This is a genomic window from Oceanobacter mangrovi (genome assembly GCF_019740315.1).
Taxonomy (GTDB): Bacteria; Pseudomonadota; Gammaproteobacteria; order Pseudomonadales; family Oceanobacteraceae; genus Oceanobacter; species Oceanobacter mangrovi.
The window spans coordinates 251,897-268,719 of record NZ_JAHXZR010000004.1; the positions used below are offsets into that span (position 1 = coordinate 251,897).

A 16,823-nucleotide genomic window follows, 5' to 3' on the forward strand; every position below is an offset into this window, starting at 1 on the left:
CTGTATTAATGAGGTTTCTGACCGCCTGCTGGACGCAGATCTGGATCACGCTGGTGGTTGGACTGGTGTTAACTGCACTTTACACCAGTCTTGGTCGACAGCTGATCCCGCTGGTCGAAACCTGGCGCCCGGAGCTGGAACAAACCCTGTCCCAACAACTGGGACAGCCGGTCGCCATCGAGCGACTGGAAGGCGACTGGCGTTATCTTTCTCCGATTGTCCGTGCCATCAACATTCGTGTTGGTGACGCTGACCATCCCATCTCATTGCAACGGCTGGAACTGGAACTCGACGTCAGTGCGACGGCCTTCTACCGTATGCCGGTGTTCAAGCGCATCGAGCTGGAAGGGCTGAACGCCAGACTGTCGCGTGACGCTGAACAGCAGTGGTTCAGCGGTAACTGGCTGTTGAATCCGCCAACGGCAACCACAACAACAGTGGAAGAGCCGGACAAAAACCGCGAAAAACGCAGCTCGGCAGAATCCGCCGATGCCAACCGGCCACGCTGGGCACGTTTGCTGGAGTTGCAGCAACGCATGGAAGTGCTCAACGGTCTGGTTGAAGTCACCAATCCGGATGGCAAGGTCGACCGCCTGCGCATTGACCAGTTGCTGTGGCGTCATCAGGGCAACAGTCAGTCGGTACGTGGCAGCATTGCCTGGGGCCGCAAACAGCTCGCCAATATCTCTCTCAACGCCGTCGTGACGGGTAACGTCTGGCCCTGGAAAGACCAGCACGGCGAAGTTTTTGCCTATGTCGAGCCACAAAGCTGGACTCGCTGGATTCCCGACGATTTACCGATGGGGCTGCAGTTCAAACAATTTGATGCCGGTGCCAGCCTGTGGCTGACGGTTACCAACGGCCAGCTGGACAAGGTGTACGCCGACCTTTCCCTCGACCAGTTACGACTGCAAACCTCCGAGCAGCCACTCGAGCTCGACAGCGGCCGCATCCAGATTGGCGGCGAGCGTAATGGCGACGACTGGCACATGCGAATCCGCCCGCAGTTGGGCGACAAGGTCGCGCTCGACGATTTTTCGGTCAGTCTGGTACAGCTGGATGGCCAGCGCGGCTGGCAGCTGGGAATTGATCAGCTGGCGGTTGGTGAAGGCATTAACTACATGACGGAACACGGCCTGTTGCCTGATCCGTTCGATCGCTATTTTGCCAATATCAATCCGGCCGGTGAGGCCAGTCAGGTGCGGGTCTCCTTCCTGCCGGGCGATGATTCACTGGTGGATGTGAGGGCCCATGTGCATAACGTTGCCGGTTCCGCCTATATGGGCATTCCGGGGATTCAGGGGCTGGATGGCGAGTTGCACCTGCAGCCTCATCGTGGCCGTCTGAGCTTCGACGACAAGAATGTCACATTGGATCTGGCCGGGGTTTACGATCATCCATGGGACATGAACAGTGTCAGCGGCCAGCTGTACTGGCAGATCGAACAGGATGCCTCGAAACTCTGGCTGACCAATCTCAAGGGACGCTGGAATCACCTGCAATTACGCAGTGAGCTGAGTCTGCTGCTGCCGTCGCGGGCATCCGGGCGGCCACAGGAACTGAGCTTGCTGCTGGGGATGCCAAAGGCCAGTGTTGAGGACCGCAGCCGTTTATTGCCGGATCTGCTGGAGCCGGAAGTGCGTAACTGGATCGACAGCGCCCTGATCAGTGGCGAGTTGGCCAATGGCGCCTTCCTGTTGAACGGCGAACTTGAAGTCGACCGCCCGGCCAACAGTCTGACCACCCAGCTGGCGCTGGATATTGACGAAGGCGAACTCGAATACATGCCGGACTGGCCGATTGTTTATGGCGTCAAAGGTCATATGCTGCTGGATTCGCCGTCCGTTGATGCCTGGCTGGAGCAGGGCCGCACCCTTGGTGGGCGGCTGGTCAAAAACTCTGGCCGGGTACGTTTGCGTAATCCCCCGGGTCAGCCGACCGAGCTGAGTCTGGCAGGCAAAATCAGCGGTGACAGCCGCGAAGCGATTCGCTATTTCCACGATACACCGCTGCAACAGTTAGTGAACCACGCCTTTGATGAATGGCATGCCAGTGGCCCGATGACTGCCAGTATGCAGATGCAAATGCAGCTGGGCAGCGATGTGGCGCCACCCAAAGTGCATCTGGAAGCAGACCTGAAAGACAACCGGCTGGCACTGAATGACCTCAATCTCGACTTCAGCCAGATCAACGGCCCGCTGGTGTACGACACCCAGGCCGGCATTGCCTCTCCGGCGATCAGTGCCAGTGTGATGGGCGGTCAGGTGAGCGGGACGATTGCCTCGACGCCTGTGCCTGAGCAGGCCGATGCCTTCCGGATTCGGGTACAGGCGGAAGGCGAGGCCGACGTTGAAGCCTTCAAACAATGGATGCCGCTGTTTTTGCTCGATCCCGTCACTGGCCGGGCCGATTATCAGGCCGATCTGAAACTCGATACCAGCAACAGCAAGCTGGTGTTCGCCCTCGACAGTAATCTCAAGGGGACCAGCATCAATTATCCGGCGCCGTTGCAGAAAGCCGCCGATGACGCCAGTCATCGACTGCAGGTGGAGGTGCGGCCGGGCCGCGAAACCCGTGTGACGCTCAACTACGACGACCAGATTCGCGGCGTGTTTGCGCTGGATGACAAGGGGCTTGAACGCGGCCAGGTGTATATGGGCGGCTCGCAGCCGTTCCTGCCGAGTGACCACGGCGTTGAGATTCGCGGCGATATCAGGGAGCCGATCAAGGCCGATGAGTGGTGGGCCATGTGGCAACATTTGTTGCCTTTGGCCGAAGCCGAAAACAAGACCGCAGCTGCCAGCACTGCAGCGCCAGCGACGAACAGTTCAACAACGGCTGCCGCAACAACCGCTTCGCAAACGGCGACGGCGGAAAATCCGCTGCGGCTGATCGAACTCAGATTCTCCGCCATTGATGCCTGGACGGTGCCGACCGGGCCGATGCGACTGACGGCCACCCAGCAGTGGGGCGAATGGAATTTTGATATCGACAGCGATTTGCTGCGCGGGCAGGTCACGCTGCCGAGTGATGATCAACCGGCCAAAATGGCGCTGGAGTATGTCCATATGCCGCCGTCGGAAGCGGAAGATCCGCTGGCCAGTTCAGCTACTCAACAGGTAACCGGCGAAGACGCCGTTGCCGCCGCTCTGAAGCGGGCGCTGGAGCAGGACTCGCTCAAGGATATGGAACCGGCGGAGCTGTTGCCGATGGATGTGGTGATCAAGGAATTCATGCTGGGCGGCTGGAACTTCGGCAGCTGGAACGTCAGCAGTCGGCCGATCGACAAGGGTGCAGCAATCACCATCAATGACGGCAGTGTAAAGGGGCTCAAACTCAGCGGGGATATGCGCTGGCTGAAGAATCCGGACGGCCATAAAACCTGGATCGATATGCTGAGAGTGGATGGCCGCGACATTGGCAAGGTGCAGCAGGCCTTCCGTCAGGATGCCATCATCGAAGGCAAGCGTATGAAGTCGAGTGTCAGCCTTAACTGGCAGGGTTCGCCGATGGCGTTTAATACCCAGAGCCTGAATGGTCTGGCGTCGATCAGGATTGAAGATGGCACCTGGAAGACCGAAGGCGCGGGGGCTCTGAAAGCCTTTGGAGCACTGAACTTCAACTCGATTTCACGGCGTTTGCAGCTCGATTTCTCGGATTTGTATCAGTCCGGGGTGGCATTTGATGTCACCACCGCCAAGGCCAAAATCGAAAATGGCCTGTTCACCTTTACCGATCCGCTGGTGGTTGATGGACCAGGAGCCAAGTTTATGGCCTCGGGTTCAACCAATCTCAATACCGAAGCGCTGGATATGAAACTGGCAGTGACCTTCCCGGTCACAGGGTCATTGCCAATCGTTGCGGTTCTGGCAGGTTTTGCCGCCCCCGTCGCCGGAGCGATTTACGTTACCGAAAAGCTGATCGGTGACGAGCTGGAACGCTTTACCAGTGCCAGTTACGACATCACTGGCAACTGGACCAAGCCGCAAATGAAGATTCGTGAGGCCTTCGACAACGAGGTGGAAGGCAAGCGGGTGCGGTCATTCAAGGAACGTTTCCTGAGTATTTTTGGACTGGAGGAGTCGAAATGAGTCGTGTGGCTGCCATTCAGATGAATAGCCTGGCGGATCCGGAACAGAATTTTGAGCAGGCATTACAGCTGCTGCAGCAGGCCCGCGATGCGGGAGCCTTGCTAGCGCTGGTACCGGAAATGTTTCTGTCGATGAACGGCAAGTGTTATCAGGATCTGGCCGGTGATCTGGGCTGGATTGACCGGCTTGGCAACGCTGCCCGTGATCTTGGTATCTGGCTGGTGGCCGGAGCTGTGCCACAACGAGACCCGGACCCGGCAGAAACCAGGGTGCGCTCGGCGTCGATGGTATTCGACGACCAGGGCGAACTGGTTGCCCGCTACGACAAGATCCACCTGTTTGATGTATCGGTTGGTGATGCTCAGGGCAGTTACCGGGAATCCGAACGCTTCAGCCCCGGCGACGAGGTGGTCGTGGTTGATACTCCGGTTGGCAAGCTGGGCCTGAGTATCTGTTATGACGTTCGTTTCCCGGAGCTGTATCGCAAGCTGCGTGAGCAGGGTGCCGAGCTGATTACCGTACCAGCTGCCTTTACCTGGAAAACCGGGCAGGCACATTGGGATATTCTGCTGCGGGCGCGGGCGGTGGAACAGCAATGTTATGTGATTGCCGCCAACCAGTGTGGCTGGCATGACGACAAGCGCCAGACCTGGGGCCATTCGTGCATTATTGATGCCTGGGGACGGCCGTTACAGTCGCTGGGCGAAGAGCCCGGCGTGGTGATTGCCGACATCGACCTGGCAGAACTGCACGCCCTGCGTCAGCGGATGCCGGTACTGGAGCATCGGCGGGTTTAGGAAACAGGCGGGTTTAGAGAGCGCAGTCGTTAGACAGAAACTCAGACTTCTGATTGCTGCCGATACTGCTTTGGCGACAGGCCTATCTGACGTTTGAAAAAACGGGTGAAGTAGGCCGGATCGTTAAACCCCAGCTGGTCGGCAATGCTGCTGACGGGCTGGATGGTGTAGCTGAGACGACGGCAGGCTTCCAGCAGCAGGCGTTCATGCACCAGCGCCAGCGCATTCTTGCCCAATAACTGCCGACACAAACTGTTCAGGTGGGGGGCGGTCAGCCCCAGTTCACTGGCGTAGCTTTCGACACTGCGCTGTAAGGAGTAATCCCGATTGATCAATTGATTGTATTGCTGCAAATGCAGGCTGGCGCGACTCTGGCTGTGTTGGCCGGTTTCACTGTCCGCCTGTTGGCCCCAGCGCTGCAGGCTGACAACCAGCAAGCTCAGCCAGCTGCCCAGTGCCAGCGCCCGCTGTTCATCGGCTGGCCGTACATATTCCTGCCATAAACCGCGAAAGTGTTCTGCCAGCTCGGCGCAGGCCTGTTGGTCCTGCAGAATGCGGGTCGCCTGCAAGATGGCTTGCTGGCCCGGCTGCTGTTTCAGCAGCGAATGGCTGAGCGACACTACATAACCTTCCACTTCTTCCGACCATAAAAAGTCGTGCACACACAGCTCGGCAATCACCAGTACCGCTGGCGCTTCAACTTCAAAACTGTCGCCATCTATGTTGGCTTCACCCTTGCCCCGGGTTAGACAAAACAGCTGCGTCAGGCCGTGGTGACGATGGGGCTTGATGGTGAACTGGTGCTCGCGGCTGCGCACACTGAGTGCTTCGCAGTGCATCAGGTCTGGGGTGAAGGCGCCCTGTTGCTCGCCGTAATAATGCACCACCGGAATCGGCTGTGGCTTGTCTACTGGCCTGGCTTTCATTCTTGATGCACGTCAGTTTTCGCCTGTAATTCAGGGCTGGATCTTCGAAATGTACAAATATTGATGGCAAAGGTCCATGTTTATGGCGATGAATTTGATGAAAACTGCAATCAGCTGGTGAGCAGCGAATCACAACAACAATTCACTGGAGGTAATCCCATGGGCTGGCAGAAGCACGATTACGACAGTATTCCGGGCACTTATGTGTTCGATGGAAAGCGTTCCAACTCAGGCTACAACCTGAACCGCATGGCCTATTCCTTTATCCACAAGAACAACCGTGATGAGTTCGCGGCGGATATGGATGCCTACTGCCGCAAGTACAACCTCAGCGACGAACAGCGTGAGGCGGTACTGGCCGGAGATTTCCTCAAGCTGATGCACCTGGGTGGCAATGTGTACTACCTGGCCAAGATTGCCGTGTTCCACGGTCTCACCGTACAAGACGCCGGTGCCGCGTTCCACGGCATTACCACAGAAGAATTCAAGCAACTGCTGCGTGATAACGCGGCAGGCTTCGAGAACAAATTGCAGCAGGAAGGAGGTTACTGGCATGGCTAAGATTATCGCAGGTTTGACGACGTCTCATATTCCCGCCATCGGCAACGCCATCGCCAGCGGCCTGGAGCAGGACGAATACTGGAAGCGTTTCTTTGATGGTTACGAGCCGGTCAAAAAATGGCTCGATGAAGTGAAGCCGGATCTGGCCATTGTGGTGTACAACGACCATGGCCTGAACTTCTTCCTCAACCAGGTACCAACCTTCGCGATGGGTTGTGCGGATCAGTACCAGAATGCCGATGAAGGCTGGGGTATTCCGCTGCTGCAACCCTTTGAAGGCGATGCCGCTTTCTCCTGGCACGTGGCAGAAAGCCTGATCAATCAGGGCGTTGATATGTGTACCTGTCAGGAAATGCTGGTCGACCACGGTTTTACCGTACCGATGCAGCTGTTCTGGCGCCACCACGACAACTGGCCGGTGAAAACCCTGCCATTCGCGGTGAATACCGTGCAGCACCCGCTGACCAGCGCCAAACGTTGTTTCCAGGTTGGTCAGGCATTGCGCCAGGCAGTTGAGTCCTATCCTGAAGACATGAAGGTCGTGATCATTGGTACCGGTGGTCTGTCGCACCAGCTGCAAGGTGAGCGTTCCGGTCTGATCGATGTGGAATACGACGTTGCCTGCATTAACTCGGTGATTGATAACCCGGAATGGCTGTATAACCAGAGCAACACCGAAATCATGGAAAAAGCCGGTACCGAAGGCATCGAAGTGATCATGTGGATGGTGATGCGCGGCGCGCTGCCAGAGAAAGTCAACGTACTGCACAAGCATTACCACGCGCCGATTTCCAATACCGGTGCCGGCGTGCTGCTGCTGACGCCAGCAGAATAAGCCGCTCGCAACAACGATTTGGGCTCAAACCCGCGTCTACCAGTCAGCAGGTATTCGCGGGTTTTTTATCTCTGCGGTTTGGCTCTTGGTCTGTGCTACAGGCGTTCGAGCGTCACCATTAGCACACTGGCGAGAATCATGGTTCCGCCCAGCCACTGCTGCCGACTGATGTGTTCGGCAAAGCGTTTTTTCGAAAAATACAGCGTGCCCAGTACTTCAATCTGGCCGAGGGTTTTTACCAGCGCCGGATTAACCAGCGCAAAGCCGGTGAACCAGCCAATTGATCCCATTGAACTGAGTACGCCAACCTTGATTGACAGCGGTCGCTGTTGACGAATGGGCGCCAGCCAGTCCCGTTGCTGGCGGATTTGCAGGCTACACAGAATGATCGACTGGATCAGCAATACCAGCCAGAGAGTCATTGCGGCGTTCACCAGTACCGGACCATCGAGGGTATGGCTGGCTTTGGATGCGCTGACGGCGGTGATGGCAAAACACAGACCGCTGGCCAGCCCAGGCCACAGTGAGGCATCGCGCCAGAGGTTTTTCAGGCCGGACGCCTTGATCCCCATGGTCATGGCACCCAGCACACCCAGTATTACGCCACACCAGGCCAGTGTGGTCAGTTCGTGATGCAGCAAGGGAATGGCAATGACGGCGGCCATGACCGCTTCGGTTTTGGCCAGCATGGAGCCGAGCATAAAACTGCCACTCTGGAATACTCGCAGCATTAACCAGGTCGCCAGGATCTGGCTCACTGCGCAGGCCATCACCCAGCCGCTGTAGTCGGCTGCTGTCGTTGTTGGCAGTGTGGTTGCACCGATCGTCCACCATAAGCCAGCCAGATACAGGCTCACCAGTGGCAGGCCGAACAACGAGCGGGCCATGGTGGCGTGCAGGAAACCGGCGTGTTGGGAGAGGTTTTTCTGGTGCGCGGTACGAACAGACTGGCAGGCAGCGGCGAACAGAGTGGCGAGGATCCACATGGGCAGGACTCGGGTAATTCAGAATAGCGCCAGACTACCCAGAGCCGATCGAAAATAAAAAGGAATAGTTTTTCTAAAAACTATTCCTTTATGGAATTTACTCAGCTTCGCCCTTGATGAACTGGAACAGGTTCTTGTAAGCCTTGCCCGGCTTGCCATTTTCACCGCTGACTTCTTTCTGGGCGTTACGCACCAGGTTGCGCAGCTGCTGACGGTCAACCTGGGGAAATTGCTCAATAAAGTCGTTCAGTCCCTGGCTGTCTTCCACCAGGCGGTTACGCCACATTTCCAGCTGTTTCTGGCGACGGCCATAAAGTTCACTGGATGGGTCACGCAGTTCCAGCTGCTCACGAATGGCATCAACATCTTCATCGCGCATCACCCGGCCGATGTAGTTGAGATGGCGCTTGCGGGCACCAAACTGCTTGATACGCTTGCTTTCCTTGAGGGCGGCCAGCAGGGTTTCGGTGATCGGCAGGGTCGCCCATTGCGACTCTGGCAATTCAGTCAGCTTTTCGCCCAGCTCCTGCCAACGCTCCATTTCACGTTTCATTTCGGATTTGCTGACCAGCTCGTATTCTTCCGGCTGTTGGTCAAATGGATCCTGGTCAAAATCGCTCATACATATCTCGCAGAAAGTCTTGCAACAGGTGGGCAAATGGCCCGCCTGGCTATTTTAAAGGTAGAACAGGGTCGCCAGACCCAGAAAAGACATAAAGCCTACCACGTCTGTGACTGTGGTCAGAATCACCCCGCCAGCAAGGGCAGGATCTATTCCTTTGGCTTTAAGAATAATCGGTAAGGCTGCACCTGCAACGGCAGCTGCCAGCAGGTTGATCATAATAGCAGCTGCCATGATTACCGACAGCCCCGGATCACGGAACCAGGCGTAGGCCAGCACGGCAATCACCACCGCCCACAAGACGCCATTCATGGCGGCGACAATCAGTTCGCGATTGAATAACCACTTGAAGTTGGCGTCACTGAGGTGGCCAAGTGCCTGACCGCGAATGACCAGGGTCAGGACCTGGCTGCCGGCAATACCGCCCATACTGGCGACAATCGGCATCAGCACGGCCAGCGCCACCACGGCTTCAATGGTCTTGTCGAACAGGCCAATCACTGCCGAGGCGACAAACGCGGTAATCAGGTTGATACCCAGCCAGACCGCACGGCGGCGCGCGGTTTTCATTGCTGGCGCAAAGGTGTCTTCTTCATCGTCGAGACCGGCCATACTCATCAGCGAGTGATCGGCGGTCTCACGGATAACGTCGACCACGTCATCGATGGTGATACGGCCGAGCAGGATGCCATTGGCGTCCACTACCGGAGCCGATACCAGGTCGTGACGTTCGAACAGCTTGGCGACCTCGGTTTCGTGTTGGGTTGCCTGAATCACGGTACCGCCGGTCGACATCACTTCCCGCACGGTTTGCTGCGGATCACTGACCAATAATTTACGGATGGTCAGCATACCGATGTATTCGTTCTGGCGGTTCACAACCAGCAGGCTGTCGGTCATATCCGGCAGTGACTGGTGACGGCGCAGGTAACGCAACACAACGTCGAGGTTGATATCGGGGCGGATGGTGATGGTGTCGGTGTTCATCAGACCACCGGCGCTGTCCTCCGGGTAGCCCAGAATGGCTTCCACGCGGGCGCGGTCCTGATGGTCCATCGAGTTCAGAACTTCCAGGGTCACCTGTTCAGGAAGTTGTTGCAGAATGTCGGCGACGTCGTCCGTTTCAAGATCGGCGGTAACGTCGACAACTTCCTCGGCGCTCATGTCGCTGAGGAATTTGCTTTGGATGTCGATTGACAGGTATTGCAGTACTTCCCCTTCGATCTCTTTGTCGACCATTTCCCAGATGACCGCACGGGCCTTGGGTGGGGAGGATTCGATCAGATGGGCAACATCAACCGGTGCCAGACCGGAATTGATAATACGGCGGACACGCGACATGGCACCGGAATCCAGCGCTTCCTTAAGGCTATGGAGTTTGGATTTTGCCTTTTCGCTGAGTTCTGCCATGGGGTCACCACCAGGGAAGGGAATGGCACGATTTTAGCGTGAAAAGGTTGACCTTACCACGCAGGATTCGCTGAAAGTGCTGTTACTGTCGACCGTATCAAATTGAAATTTAAGGATAAGTTGTTACAGACGTGTTGGTGTTAGCGATTATTCCGGCTCGTCAAAACGACGATTAATCAGGTCACACAAGGCATCCAGAGCGGCCTGCTCATCGGCACCGGTGGCTTCGATCTCGATGTCGGTGCCCTTGCTGGCAGCCAGCATCATCACCGCCATAATGCTTTTGGCATCGACCATCCGATTGGGGTAACCGACCTTGATGGCGGAACCAAAGGCGGCCGCGGTAGAGACCAGTTTGGCCGCTGCACGGGCATGCAAACCGAGCTTGTTGATAATGGTGATCGTGGTAGAGACCATCCATAACTCCTGCAAATGAATAATGAAATTCAGCCGTGACTGTGAGGCTGGCGGTTGAGTTCCCGGTGGCGTACCTGGACGTTGGAGAATTTATCGGCAAATGCGCCCGCCAGTCGTTCGGACAGGTAAACCGAGCGGTGCTGGCCGCCGGTGCAACCAATCGCGATGGTCAGATAGCTACGATTGTTCTGCTCAAAGCTCGGCAACCAGCGCAGCAGGTAGCCTTCGATATCGGCGAACATCTGGTTAACCTCGTCCTTGTTGGCCAGAAACTGGCGAATTTCCGGGTCCTGGCCCGTGAATGGCCGTAATTCCGGTTGCCAGTAGGGATTCGGCAGGCAGCGTACATCAAAGACAAAGTCGGCATCCAGTGGAATGCCCTGCTTGAAGCCAAACGACTGGAACAACACCGCCATATCCGGAGTGTTTTTTTCAGCCACCCGCATTTTGATCAGGCTGCGCAGTTCATGTACTGACATCCGGGTGGTATCCAGGGTCAGATCGGCCATATTGGCCACTGGCCCAAGCATTTCGGTTTCCCGCTCAATCGCTTCCGCCAACGAAATATTGTTGTTGGTCAGCGGGTGTTTGCGACGGGTGGAGCTGAAACGCTGCAGCAATACTTCTTCGGTGGCGTCGAGGAACACAATATCGAGCTGACGATACTGTTTGGGTAATTCGGTCAGAACTTCCGTGATGTGTTCGATGGCATCCGGCAGGTTGCGGACATCGACACTGACGGCGATGGATTTGCGCTTTTCGGTGGAGGGCAGGTCAGCAAGGGCAGGTAACAGGTCAACGGGCAGGTTGTCGATACAATAAAAACCCAGATCTTCAAGAACGGCCAGTGCACTGGACTTGCCGGAACCTGAGCGACCACTGATTACCACCAGACGCATGAGCTGCCTCCATCGCAGAGGAATTAGTTGGCCAGCGCCCGCTCATAGAGCTGGATGTTGCTGGCGGCATCACGCAGTTGCTGGCGATAGTCCGGCTGGCTGAAATTACCGGCCAGGGTTGCCAGAATCTGCAGGTGTTCGTCGGTGGCTTCTTCAGGAACCAGCAGGGCAAACACCAGATCGACTGGTTGTTTGTCGATCGAATCGAAATCGATGGCTTGCTGCAGGCGCAGCAGCACACCGATCGCCTGTCCACACTGCCGCAGGCGGCAATGTGGAATGGCTATGCCTTCGCCGATACCGGTACTGCCCAAACGTTCACGGCCGAGCAGGCGTTCAAACACCTCGTCGGCCGAGCTGCCGGAAATGTCGTCAGCGACCAGGCTGGCGATAAATTCGAGCAGCTTTTTCTTGCTGGTGACATCAACGTCAGCCAGCGTGCGTTCAGGGGTCAGAATATCAGCAATTGCGAGGGTCATGCGTTAGCCTTGTCCGTGCTGTCGGGCAACCAGTTTTTCCTTGTACTTCAGCACCTGACGGTCGAGTTTGTCGGCCATCAGATCAATTGCTGCGTACATGTCGTCGTGAGTAGCCGTGGCATTGATGTCAGTTCCACCGATGTGGATGCTGCCTTCAGCGATCTTGCGATCTTTCTCTACCGTCATGGTGAATTGGCCGGAAGTAATGGTTTCTGCGTGACGCTCCAGGCGTACCAGTTTTTCCTTTACGTAGGCTTCCATGGCTTCGGTGACTTCTACATGATGGCCACTGATTTTAATGCTCATATTACGGCTCCTTAGATACAGTTCCAGCTTTGAGACTAGACCGGATAACGGTGTCAAATCAACTGTTTACGTTCATTCGATGGTGGAATGAGCATGGCCTCACGATACTTCGCAACTGTCCTTCGTGCGACCTGAATGCCCTTGTCGCCCAGCATGGCGGCAATCTTGTTGTCACTCAGAGGTTTGCGTGGATTTTCTTCGCCAATCAGCTTCTTGATCATGGCGCGGATCGCGGTCGACGAACACTCGCCGCCGGTATCTGTGCTGACATGACTGGAGAAGAAGTACTTGAGCTCGAAAATACCGCGCGGGGTATGCATGAATTTCTGGGTAGTGACCCGGGAAATGGTCGATTCGTGCATGCCAACGGCTTCGGCGATGTCATGCAATACCAGTGGTTTCATCTTTTCTTCGCCTTCCTCGAAGAAATCGATCTGGTATTCAACAATCTTGGTGGCCACTTTCAGCAAGGTTTCGTTACGGCTTTGCAGGCTCTTGATGAACCAGCGGGCTTCTTGCAGGTGGTCTTTCAGGAAGGTGTTGTCGGAACTGCTGTCGGAACGGCGTACCAGCGAGGCATAGTCGGCGTTGACGCGCAGCTTTGGCGCGATATCCGGGTTTAGCTCAACCCGCCATTCGTCACGGACGTTGCGGACGATCACGTCCGGTACGACGTATTCCGACTGATCGGCGCTGATACCGGCACCTGGCTTGGGATTGAGTTCCTTGACCAGTCGCAGTACCGCCTTGAGATCTTCTTCCTTGAGCTTGGCCTTACGCATCAGGGTCGGGTAGTCCTTGCTGCCCAACAGGCTGATGTATTCGCTGATCACCAGCTTGGCTTCACTCAGCCACGGCGTGTCTGGTGGCAACTGGTTGAGTTGCAACAGCAGACATTCGCGCAGGTCGCGGGCAAATACGCCAGCGGGGTCGAATTGTTGCAGTCGTTTGAGTACCGCAACCACTTCGTCTTCCTCGACTTCAAGTTCCGGGTCGAGGGATTCGAGCACGTCTTCGATAGTGGTGTGCAGATAACCGTCGTCATCAACGCCATCAATCAGCATGGTGGCGATTTCGCGGTCAACGTCGCTCATCGGCGTCAGGTTGAGCTGCCATTCCAGGTGACCTTGCAGATCGTCGGTGGTGGCGTGACGGGAATCGTAATCGAAGTCGTCATCACCAACCGGACCCGGGCCCGCCGCGGTGCTGGCGGTGGTCTGGAAGGTGTCATCCCAGTCGCTGTCGACCGGTAGCTCGTCAGGCATTTTGTCATCGTTCCATTGGTCACCGAGCTCCTGGGTGTCGGTTTCCTGAACGTTGGCAGTGACTTCAATGTCCTTGTCATGTTCTGCCTGACCGGAATCTGCATAATCTTCATGATCAGACTCGTCGTGTTCCAGCATGGGGTTGGAATCCAGGGCTTCCTGAATTTCCTGTTGCAGATCCAGAGTCGACAGTTGCAGCAGGCGAATAGCTTGCTGGAGCTGTGGCGTCATGGTCAGCTGCTGACCCATTTTTAACTGAAGCGATGCTTTCATACTGCGCTACTGTATTCGATAATCGGCATGTTCTGTGCATTATACGCCAGCTTTGAACGCTGGGAATGCCCCTGATACATCTGTTTATAAATACCCATAAATTTTGCGGTATTAAAGGCGGAAATCCTGACCCAGATAAACAGCTCGCACCTGTTCATTGGCCAGCACTTCTTCGGCATTGCCTTCAGCAATGATATGGCCACCGCCTACGATATAGGCTTTTTCGCAGATGGCGAGTGTTTCCCGTACATTGTGGTCGGTAATCAGTACCCCAATGCCACGGTTTTTCAGCTGGCGGATGATATCCATGATGTCGGAGACGGAAATCGGGTCAACCCCGGCAAACGGCTCATCCAACAGAATGAAAGAGGGTTCGGCAGCCAGTGCGCGGGCAATTTCTACCCGTCGCCGTTCGCCACCAGACAGCGCCATACCGGCGCTCTTGCGGATGTGTTGGATATGAAATTCATCCAGCAGCTGTTCCAGCAGGGCCTGACGCTCAGCCTTGTTGAGGTCGTGTCGGGTTTCCAGGATCGCCATAATATTGTCTTCAACACTGAGTTTTCTGAAGATTGAAGCTTCCTGGGGTAAATAGCCGATACCCTGGCGTGCTCGCCCGTGCATGGGCAAATGGCTGATGTCCTCATCGTCGATGCGGATGCGGCCTTTGTCTGCCTGCACAAGGTTGACGATCATATAGAAACAGGTGGTTTTGCCAGCCCCGTTAGGGCCCAACAGGCCGACAATCTGGCCACTGGAGACCGCCAGCGAAACATCCTTGACGACCTCTCGGCCACCATAACTTTTCGCCAGGTGCTCAGCGTAAAGGGTTTTCATTGGGCGTTTCCTTCAGCGCTGTTTTCGACCGCAGTACCCTTGCTGGCAGATTCTTCCGCCGCCGGTTGTGCTGGTGCTTGTTCAGATTGCTGGGGCTGGATAACCACCCGGATGCGTTGTTTGTCATCGCTGGTGCTGCTGGTGTTATTGCTGCCAGCTTCGTCACCGCCACTGGCGGTAACGGTCTCACGAGTGATGTCGTAGCGGATCAGCTCGCCACTGAAGAGGTTACTTTCCTGGCGCAGTTCAGCGTCACCCTTGAAGGTGATCTGGCGGTCGCGGGCAAAATAGTCGATGCGCTTGGCGGTCGCGTGGGTAACCGGCTTGTCGGCACTGACCTGTTGTTCATAACGGGCTGGTGCTCCTTCGGCGATGGCCTGCTGCAGATTCTTGCCGTCCAGCATCAGGACCAGGCGTTCAGACTCGATTTTCAATGTTCCCTGGGTCAGCACCACGTCGCCTTCATAGACCACCATACCGGTCTTGCGATCCAGTTCGGCACGATCAGACTGAATGACCATTTCCTGTTGCCAGTCTTGCGGCAAAGCCTGCAACGAGGAGGACAGCAGGGCCATAAGGGCGGTCACGTATAACTTAGTCTTGAACATACCGGGTACTTACCTGTTGCTTGAGGTCGAGACGTTGACGATTGATATCCATGGTCATGCCGCGGGCACGGGTTTCACTGCTGCCGTTCTGGATGGTAACCCAGTCATCGGTTGATGCGGTGGCCTGATCGGGACTGTACTGCAGCTGTTGGGTGGTAACGCGTAAGCCGGCATCCGTTAGTGATGCAATGTTGACGTTACCGCTGAGCTGAACCTGGGTATTCTGGTCGGCGATGGTGCCCTTGTCGGCACTTACCTGCCATTGTTGCTGGCTGCTGTCGCGGTTGATGATGACCGGCTGGTCGAGATAACTGACTGCCTGATCCGGCAGATGACGGGACGCAGCAGCCTGCAATTGCTGGGCGAGCTGGCCGCTTTGATTGTACTGGCGGTGGTTGAGGCCTTCGCCGTAGTAGTCCGGCTCGTCGATAGCGGTCTGGTTTTCAGCCGTCACCAACTCACCGGTATAGCGTTCTACCGCCAGCAGGGCGATGCCAAAGATCACCGCCGTTACCAACAGCAGGTAACGCTTGCGCATCAGATAACTCCGGCGCGCAGCAGGTCGTGAGTGGTCATCACGCCAACGATTTTACCGGCTTGCTGTACCACCAGCGCGCTGATCTTGATGTCTTCCATGATCTTCAGGGCTTCGGCGGCCAGAATGCCGGGCGCAACGGTTTTGGCGTTGCGGGTCATGACGTCATCAATCACTACTTCGTGGATATTGATCCCCTGATCAATGGCACGACGCAGGTCGCCGTCGGTGAAAATGCCCAGCAGTTCGCCGTTGGCGTCCTGTACTGTGGTCATTCCCATGCCCTTGGAGGTCATTTCCAACAGGCTGGCAGCCAGCAGGGTGCCTGTTTGAACCGTCGGAATTTCATCGCCACCATGCATGATGTCTTCCACTTTCAGTAGCAGCCGGCGGCCAAGGCTGCCACCCGGGTGCGAGAAGGCGAAGTCTTCGGCAGTAAAACCACGGGCTTCCAGCAGCGCAATTGCCAGTGCATCACCCATTACCAGCGCACAGGTGGTGGATGAGGTTGGCGCCAGATTGAGCGGACAGGCCTCGGATTCAACACCGGAATCAAGATGCGCTTCGGCAGCCTGTCCCAGCGTTGATTGCGGATTGCCGGTCATGCTGATCAGAGGTACAGAAAGCCGCTTCAGCAGTGGCAACAAGCTGGTCACTTCGGCGGTTTCGCCAGAGTTGCTTAGCGCAATCACGACGTCGCTGCGGGTAATCATACCCATGTCGCCATGACTGGCTTCACCCGGGTGTACAAAGAAGGCCGGGGTGCCGGTGCTGGCCAGGGTCGCAGCGATCTTGCTGCCAACATGGCCGGATTTACCCATACCGGTAATAACGAGGCGACCCTTGCAGGCCAGAATCAGCTGGCAGGCACGGCTGAAATTGTCATCCAGACGGTTAATCAGTTGGTCAACCGCATCGCGTTCCAGACCAATGGTGCGTTTGGCAGATTTCAGAAAGTCGAATTGAGTGTTCATCG

At 56.2% G+C, this 16,823-nt stretch carries 17 protein-coding genes; 4 read left to right on the plus strand and 13 right to left on the minus strand.

Annotation, left to right across the window (positions count from 1 at the left end):
* Nucleotides 1–8: 8 nt before the first annotated feature.
* Nucleotides 9–4,091 carry a YhdP family protein gene (locus K6123_RS10775; RefSeq protein ID WP_221797541.1) on the plus strand — a complete coding sequence of 1,361 codons (4,083 nt, stop codon included), beginning with the start codon at nt 9–11 and terminating at the stop codon, nt 4,089–4,091.
* Entirely contained in the window at nt 4,088–4,888 is an 801-nt protein-coding gene (locus K6123_RS10780) for a carbon-nitrogen hydrolase family protein (protein ID WP_221797544.1), read from the plus strand. The genes K6123_RS10775 and K6123_RS10780 overlap by 4 nt, the downstream gene beginning before the upstream one ends.
* Before the next feature lie 41 nt (nt 4,889–4,929).
* Here the strand turns inward: K6123_RS10780 and K6123_RS10785 are convergent, their stop codons facing one another.
* The gene (locus tag K6123_RS10785) at nt 4,930–5,814 is read right to left on the minus strand and encodes a helix-turn-helix domain-containing protein (RefSeq protein WP_221797546.1); all 885 of its coding nucleotides are present in this window, start codon (nt 5,812–5,814) and stop codon (nt 4,930–4,932) included.
* A gap of 63 nt (nt 5,815–5,877) precedes the next feature.
* Between K6123_RS10785 and K6123_RS10790 the strand changes: the two genes are divergently transcribed.
* Together K6123_RS10790 and K6123_RS10795 are read left to right on the plus strand one after the other, a co-directional pair.
* Entirely contained in the window at nt 5,878–6,375 is a 498-nt protein-coding gene (locus K6123_RS10790; RefSeq protein WP_246624728.1) for a protocatechuate 3,4-dioxygenase, read from the plus strand.
* On the plus strand, nt 6,368–7,210 hold the full coding sequence (locus K6123_RS10795) for a class III extradiol dioxygenase family protein (RefSeq protein ID WP_221797547.1): 843 nt from the start codon (nt 6,368–6,370) through the stop codon (nt 7,208–7,210). The genes K6123_RS10790 and K6123_RS10795 overlap by 8 nt, the downstream gene beginning before the upstream one ends.
* Before the next feature lie 95 nt (nt 7,211–7,305).
* Here K6123_RS10795 and K6123_RS10800 read toward each other — a convergent pair whose 3' ends face one another.
* From K6123_RS10800 to K6123_RS10855, 12 genes are all read right to left on the minus strand, one after another.
* A complete protein-coding gene (locus K6123_RS10800; protein WP_221797549.1) occupies nt 7,306–8,196 on the minus strand; it encodes a DMT family transporter in 891 nt (296 codons plus the stop codon).
* A gap of 97 nt (nt 8,197–8,293) precedes the next feature.
* A complete protein-coding gene (gene yjgA, locus K6123_RS10805) occupies nt 8,294–8,818 on the minus strand; it encodes a ribosome biogenesis factor YjgA (RefSeq protein WP_221797551.1) in 525 nt (174 codons plus the stop codon).
* Nucleotides 8,819–8,872: 54 nt separating this feature from the next.
* Nucleotides 8,873–10,228 (minus strand): magnesium transporter, encoded by a 1,356-nt coding sequence (gene mgtE / locus K6123_RS10810; RefSeq protein ID WP_221797553.1) that lies wholly within the window; start codon nt 10,226–10,228, stop codon nt 8,873–8,875.
* A 147-nt stretch (nt 10,229–10,375) separates the two neighbouring features.
* A complete protein-coding gene (locus K6123_RS10815) occupies nt 10,376–10,645 on the minus strand; it encodes an HPr family phosphocarrier protein (protein WP_221797556.1) in 270 nt (89 codons plus the stop codon).
* Nucleotides 10,646–10,674: 29 nt separating this feature from the next.
* Nucleotides 10,675–11,544, minus strand: coding sequence for an RNase adapter RapZ (gene rapZ, locus K6123_RS10820; RefSeq protein ID WP_221797558.1), 870 nt, complete (start codon nt 11,542–11,544; stop codon nt 10,675–10,677).
* Nucleotides 11,545–11,567: 23 nt separating this feature from the next.
* Nucleotides 11,568–12,023 (minus strand): PTS IIA-like nitrogen regulatory protein PtsN, encoded by a 456-nt coding sequence (ptsN, locus tag K6123_RS10825; RefSeq protein WP_221797560.1) that lies wholly within the window; start codon nt 12,021–12,023, stop codon nt 11,568–11,570.
* Nucleotides 12,024–12,026: 3 nt separating this feature from the next.
* Complete coding sequence (hpf, locus tag K6123_RS10830) at nt 12,027–12,329, minus strand: ribosome hibernation-promoting factor, HPF/YfiA family (protein WP_221797562.1); 303 nt, start codon at nt 12,327–12,329, stop codon at nt 12,027–12,029.
* Between the two features lie 53 nt (nt 12,330–12,382).
* A complete protein-coding gene (locus K6123_RS10835; protein WP_221797564.1) occupies nt 12,383–13,867 on the minus strand; it encodes an RNA polymerase factor sigma-54 in 1,485 nt (494 codons plus the stop codon).
* A 111-nt stretch (nt 13,868–13,978) separates the two neighbouring features.
* Entirely contained in the window at nt 13,979–14,704 is a 726-nt protein-coding gene (gene lptB / locus K6123_RS10840; RefSeq protein WP_221797565.1) for an LPS export ABC transporter ATP-binding protein, read from the minus strand.
* Nucleotides 14,701–15,312: a lipopolysaccharide transport periplasmic protein LptA gene (gene lptA, locus K6123_RS10845; protein ID WP_221797568.1), complete on the minus strand. Its 612-nt coding sequence runs from the start codon at nt 15,310–15,312 to the stop codon at nt 14,701–14,703. The genes lptB and lptA overlap by 4 nt, the downstream gene beginning before the upstream one ends.
* Nucleotides 15,299–15,850, minus strand: a complete 552-nt coding sequence (gene lptC, locus K6123_RS10850) for an LPS export ABC transporter periplasmic protein LptC (protein ID WP_221797569.1) — start codon at nt 15,848–15,850, stop codon at nt 15,299–15,301. The genes lptA and lptC overlap by 14 nt, the downstream gene beginning before the upstream one ends.
* Complete coding sequence (locus tag K6123_RS10855; RefSeq protein WP_221797571.1) at nt 15,850–16,821, minus strand: KpsF/GutQ family sugar-phosphate isomerase; 972 nt, start codon at nt 16,819–16,821, stop codon at nt 15,850–15,852. Before K6123_RS10855 ends, lptC begins: the two co-directional genes overlap by 1 nt.
* Nucleotides 16,822–16,823: the final 2 nt, after the last annotated feature.

What these genes read in the sequence shown, in the direction of transcription:
- K6123_RS10775 (WP_221797541.1), top strand. Translation starts at nt 9, where the DNA reads ATGAGGTTTCTGACCGCCTGCTGGACGCAGATCTGGATCACGCTGGTG.
- K6123_RS10780 (WP_221797544.1), top strand. Translation starts at nt 4,088, where the DNA reads ATGAGTCGTGTGGCTGCCATTCAGATGAATAGCCTGGCGGATCCGGAA.
- K6123_RS10785 (WP_221797546.1), bottom strand. Translation starts at nt 5,814, where the DNA reads ATGAAAGCCAGGCCAGTAGACAAGCCACAGCCGATTCCGGTGGTGCAT.
- K6123_RS10790 (WP_246624728.1), top strand. Translation starts at nt 5,878, where the DNA reads ATGGCAAAGGTCCATGTTTATGGCGATGAATTTGATGAAAACTGCAAT.
- K6123_RS10795 (WP_221797547.1), top strand. Translation starts at nt 6,368, where the DNA reads ATGGCTAAGATTATCGCAGGTTTGACGACGTCTCATATTCCCGCCATC.
- K6123_RS10800 (WP_221797549.1), bottom strand. Translation starts at nt 8,196, where the DNA reads ATGTGGATCCTCGCCACTCTGTTCGCCGCTGCCTGCCAGTCTGTTCGT.
- yjgA (WP_221797551.1), bottom strand. Translation starts at nt 8,818, where the DNA reads ATGAGCGATTTTGACCAGGATCCATTTGACCAACAGCCGGAAGAATAC.
- mgtE (WP_221797553.1), bottom strand. Translation starts at nt 10,228, where the DNA reads ATGGCAGAACTCAGCGAAAAGGCAAAATCCAAACTCCATAGCCTTAAG.
- K6123_RS10815 (WP_221797556.1), bottom strand. Translation starts at nt 10,645, where the DNA reads ATGGTCTCTACCACGATCACCATTATCAACAAGCTCGGTTTGCATGCC.
- rapZ (WP_221797558.1), bottom strand. Translation starts at nt 11,544, where the DNA reads ATGCGTCTGGTGGTAATCAGTGGTCGCTCAGGTTCCGGCAAGTCCAGT.
- ptsN (WP_221797560.1), bottom strand. Translation starts at nt 12,023, where the DNA reads ATGACCCTCGCAATTGCTGATATTCTGACCCCTGAACGCACGCTGGCT.
- hpf (WP_221797562.1), bottom strand. Translation starts at nt 12,329, where the DNA reads ATGAGCATTAAAATCAGTGGCCATCATGTAGAAGTCACCGAAGCCATG.
- K6123_RS10835 (WP_221797564.1), bottom strand. Translation starts at nt 13,867, where the DNA reads ATGAAAGCATCGCTTCAGTTAAAAATGGGTCAGCAGCTGACCATGACG.
- lptB (WP_221797565.1), bottom strand. Translation starts at nt 14,704, where the DNA reads ATGAAAACCCTTTACGCTGAGCACCTGGCGAAAAGTTATGGTGGCCGA.
- lptA (WP_221797568.1), bottom strand. Translation starts at nt 15,312, where the DNA reads ATGTTCAAGACTAAGTTATACGTGACCGCCCTTATGGCCCTGCTGTCC.
- lptC (WP_221797569.1), bottom strand. Translation starts at nt 15,850, where the DNA reads ATGCGCAAGCGTTACCTGCTGTTGGTAACGGCGGTGATCTTTGGCATC.
- K6123_RS10855 (WP_221797571.1), bottom strand. Translation starts at nt 16,821, where the DNA reads ATGAACACTCAATTCGACTTTCTGAAATCTGCCAAACGCACCATTGGT.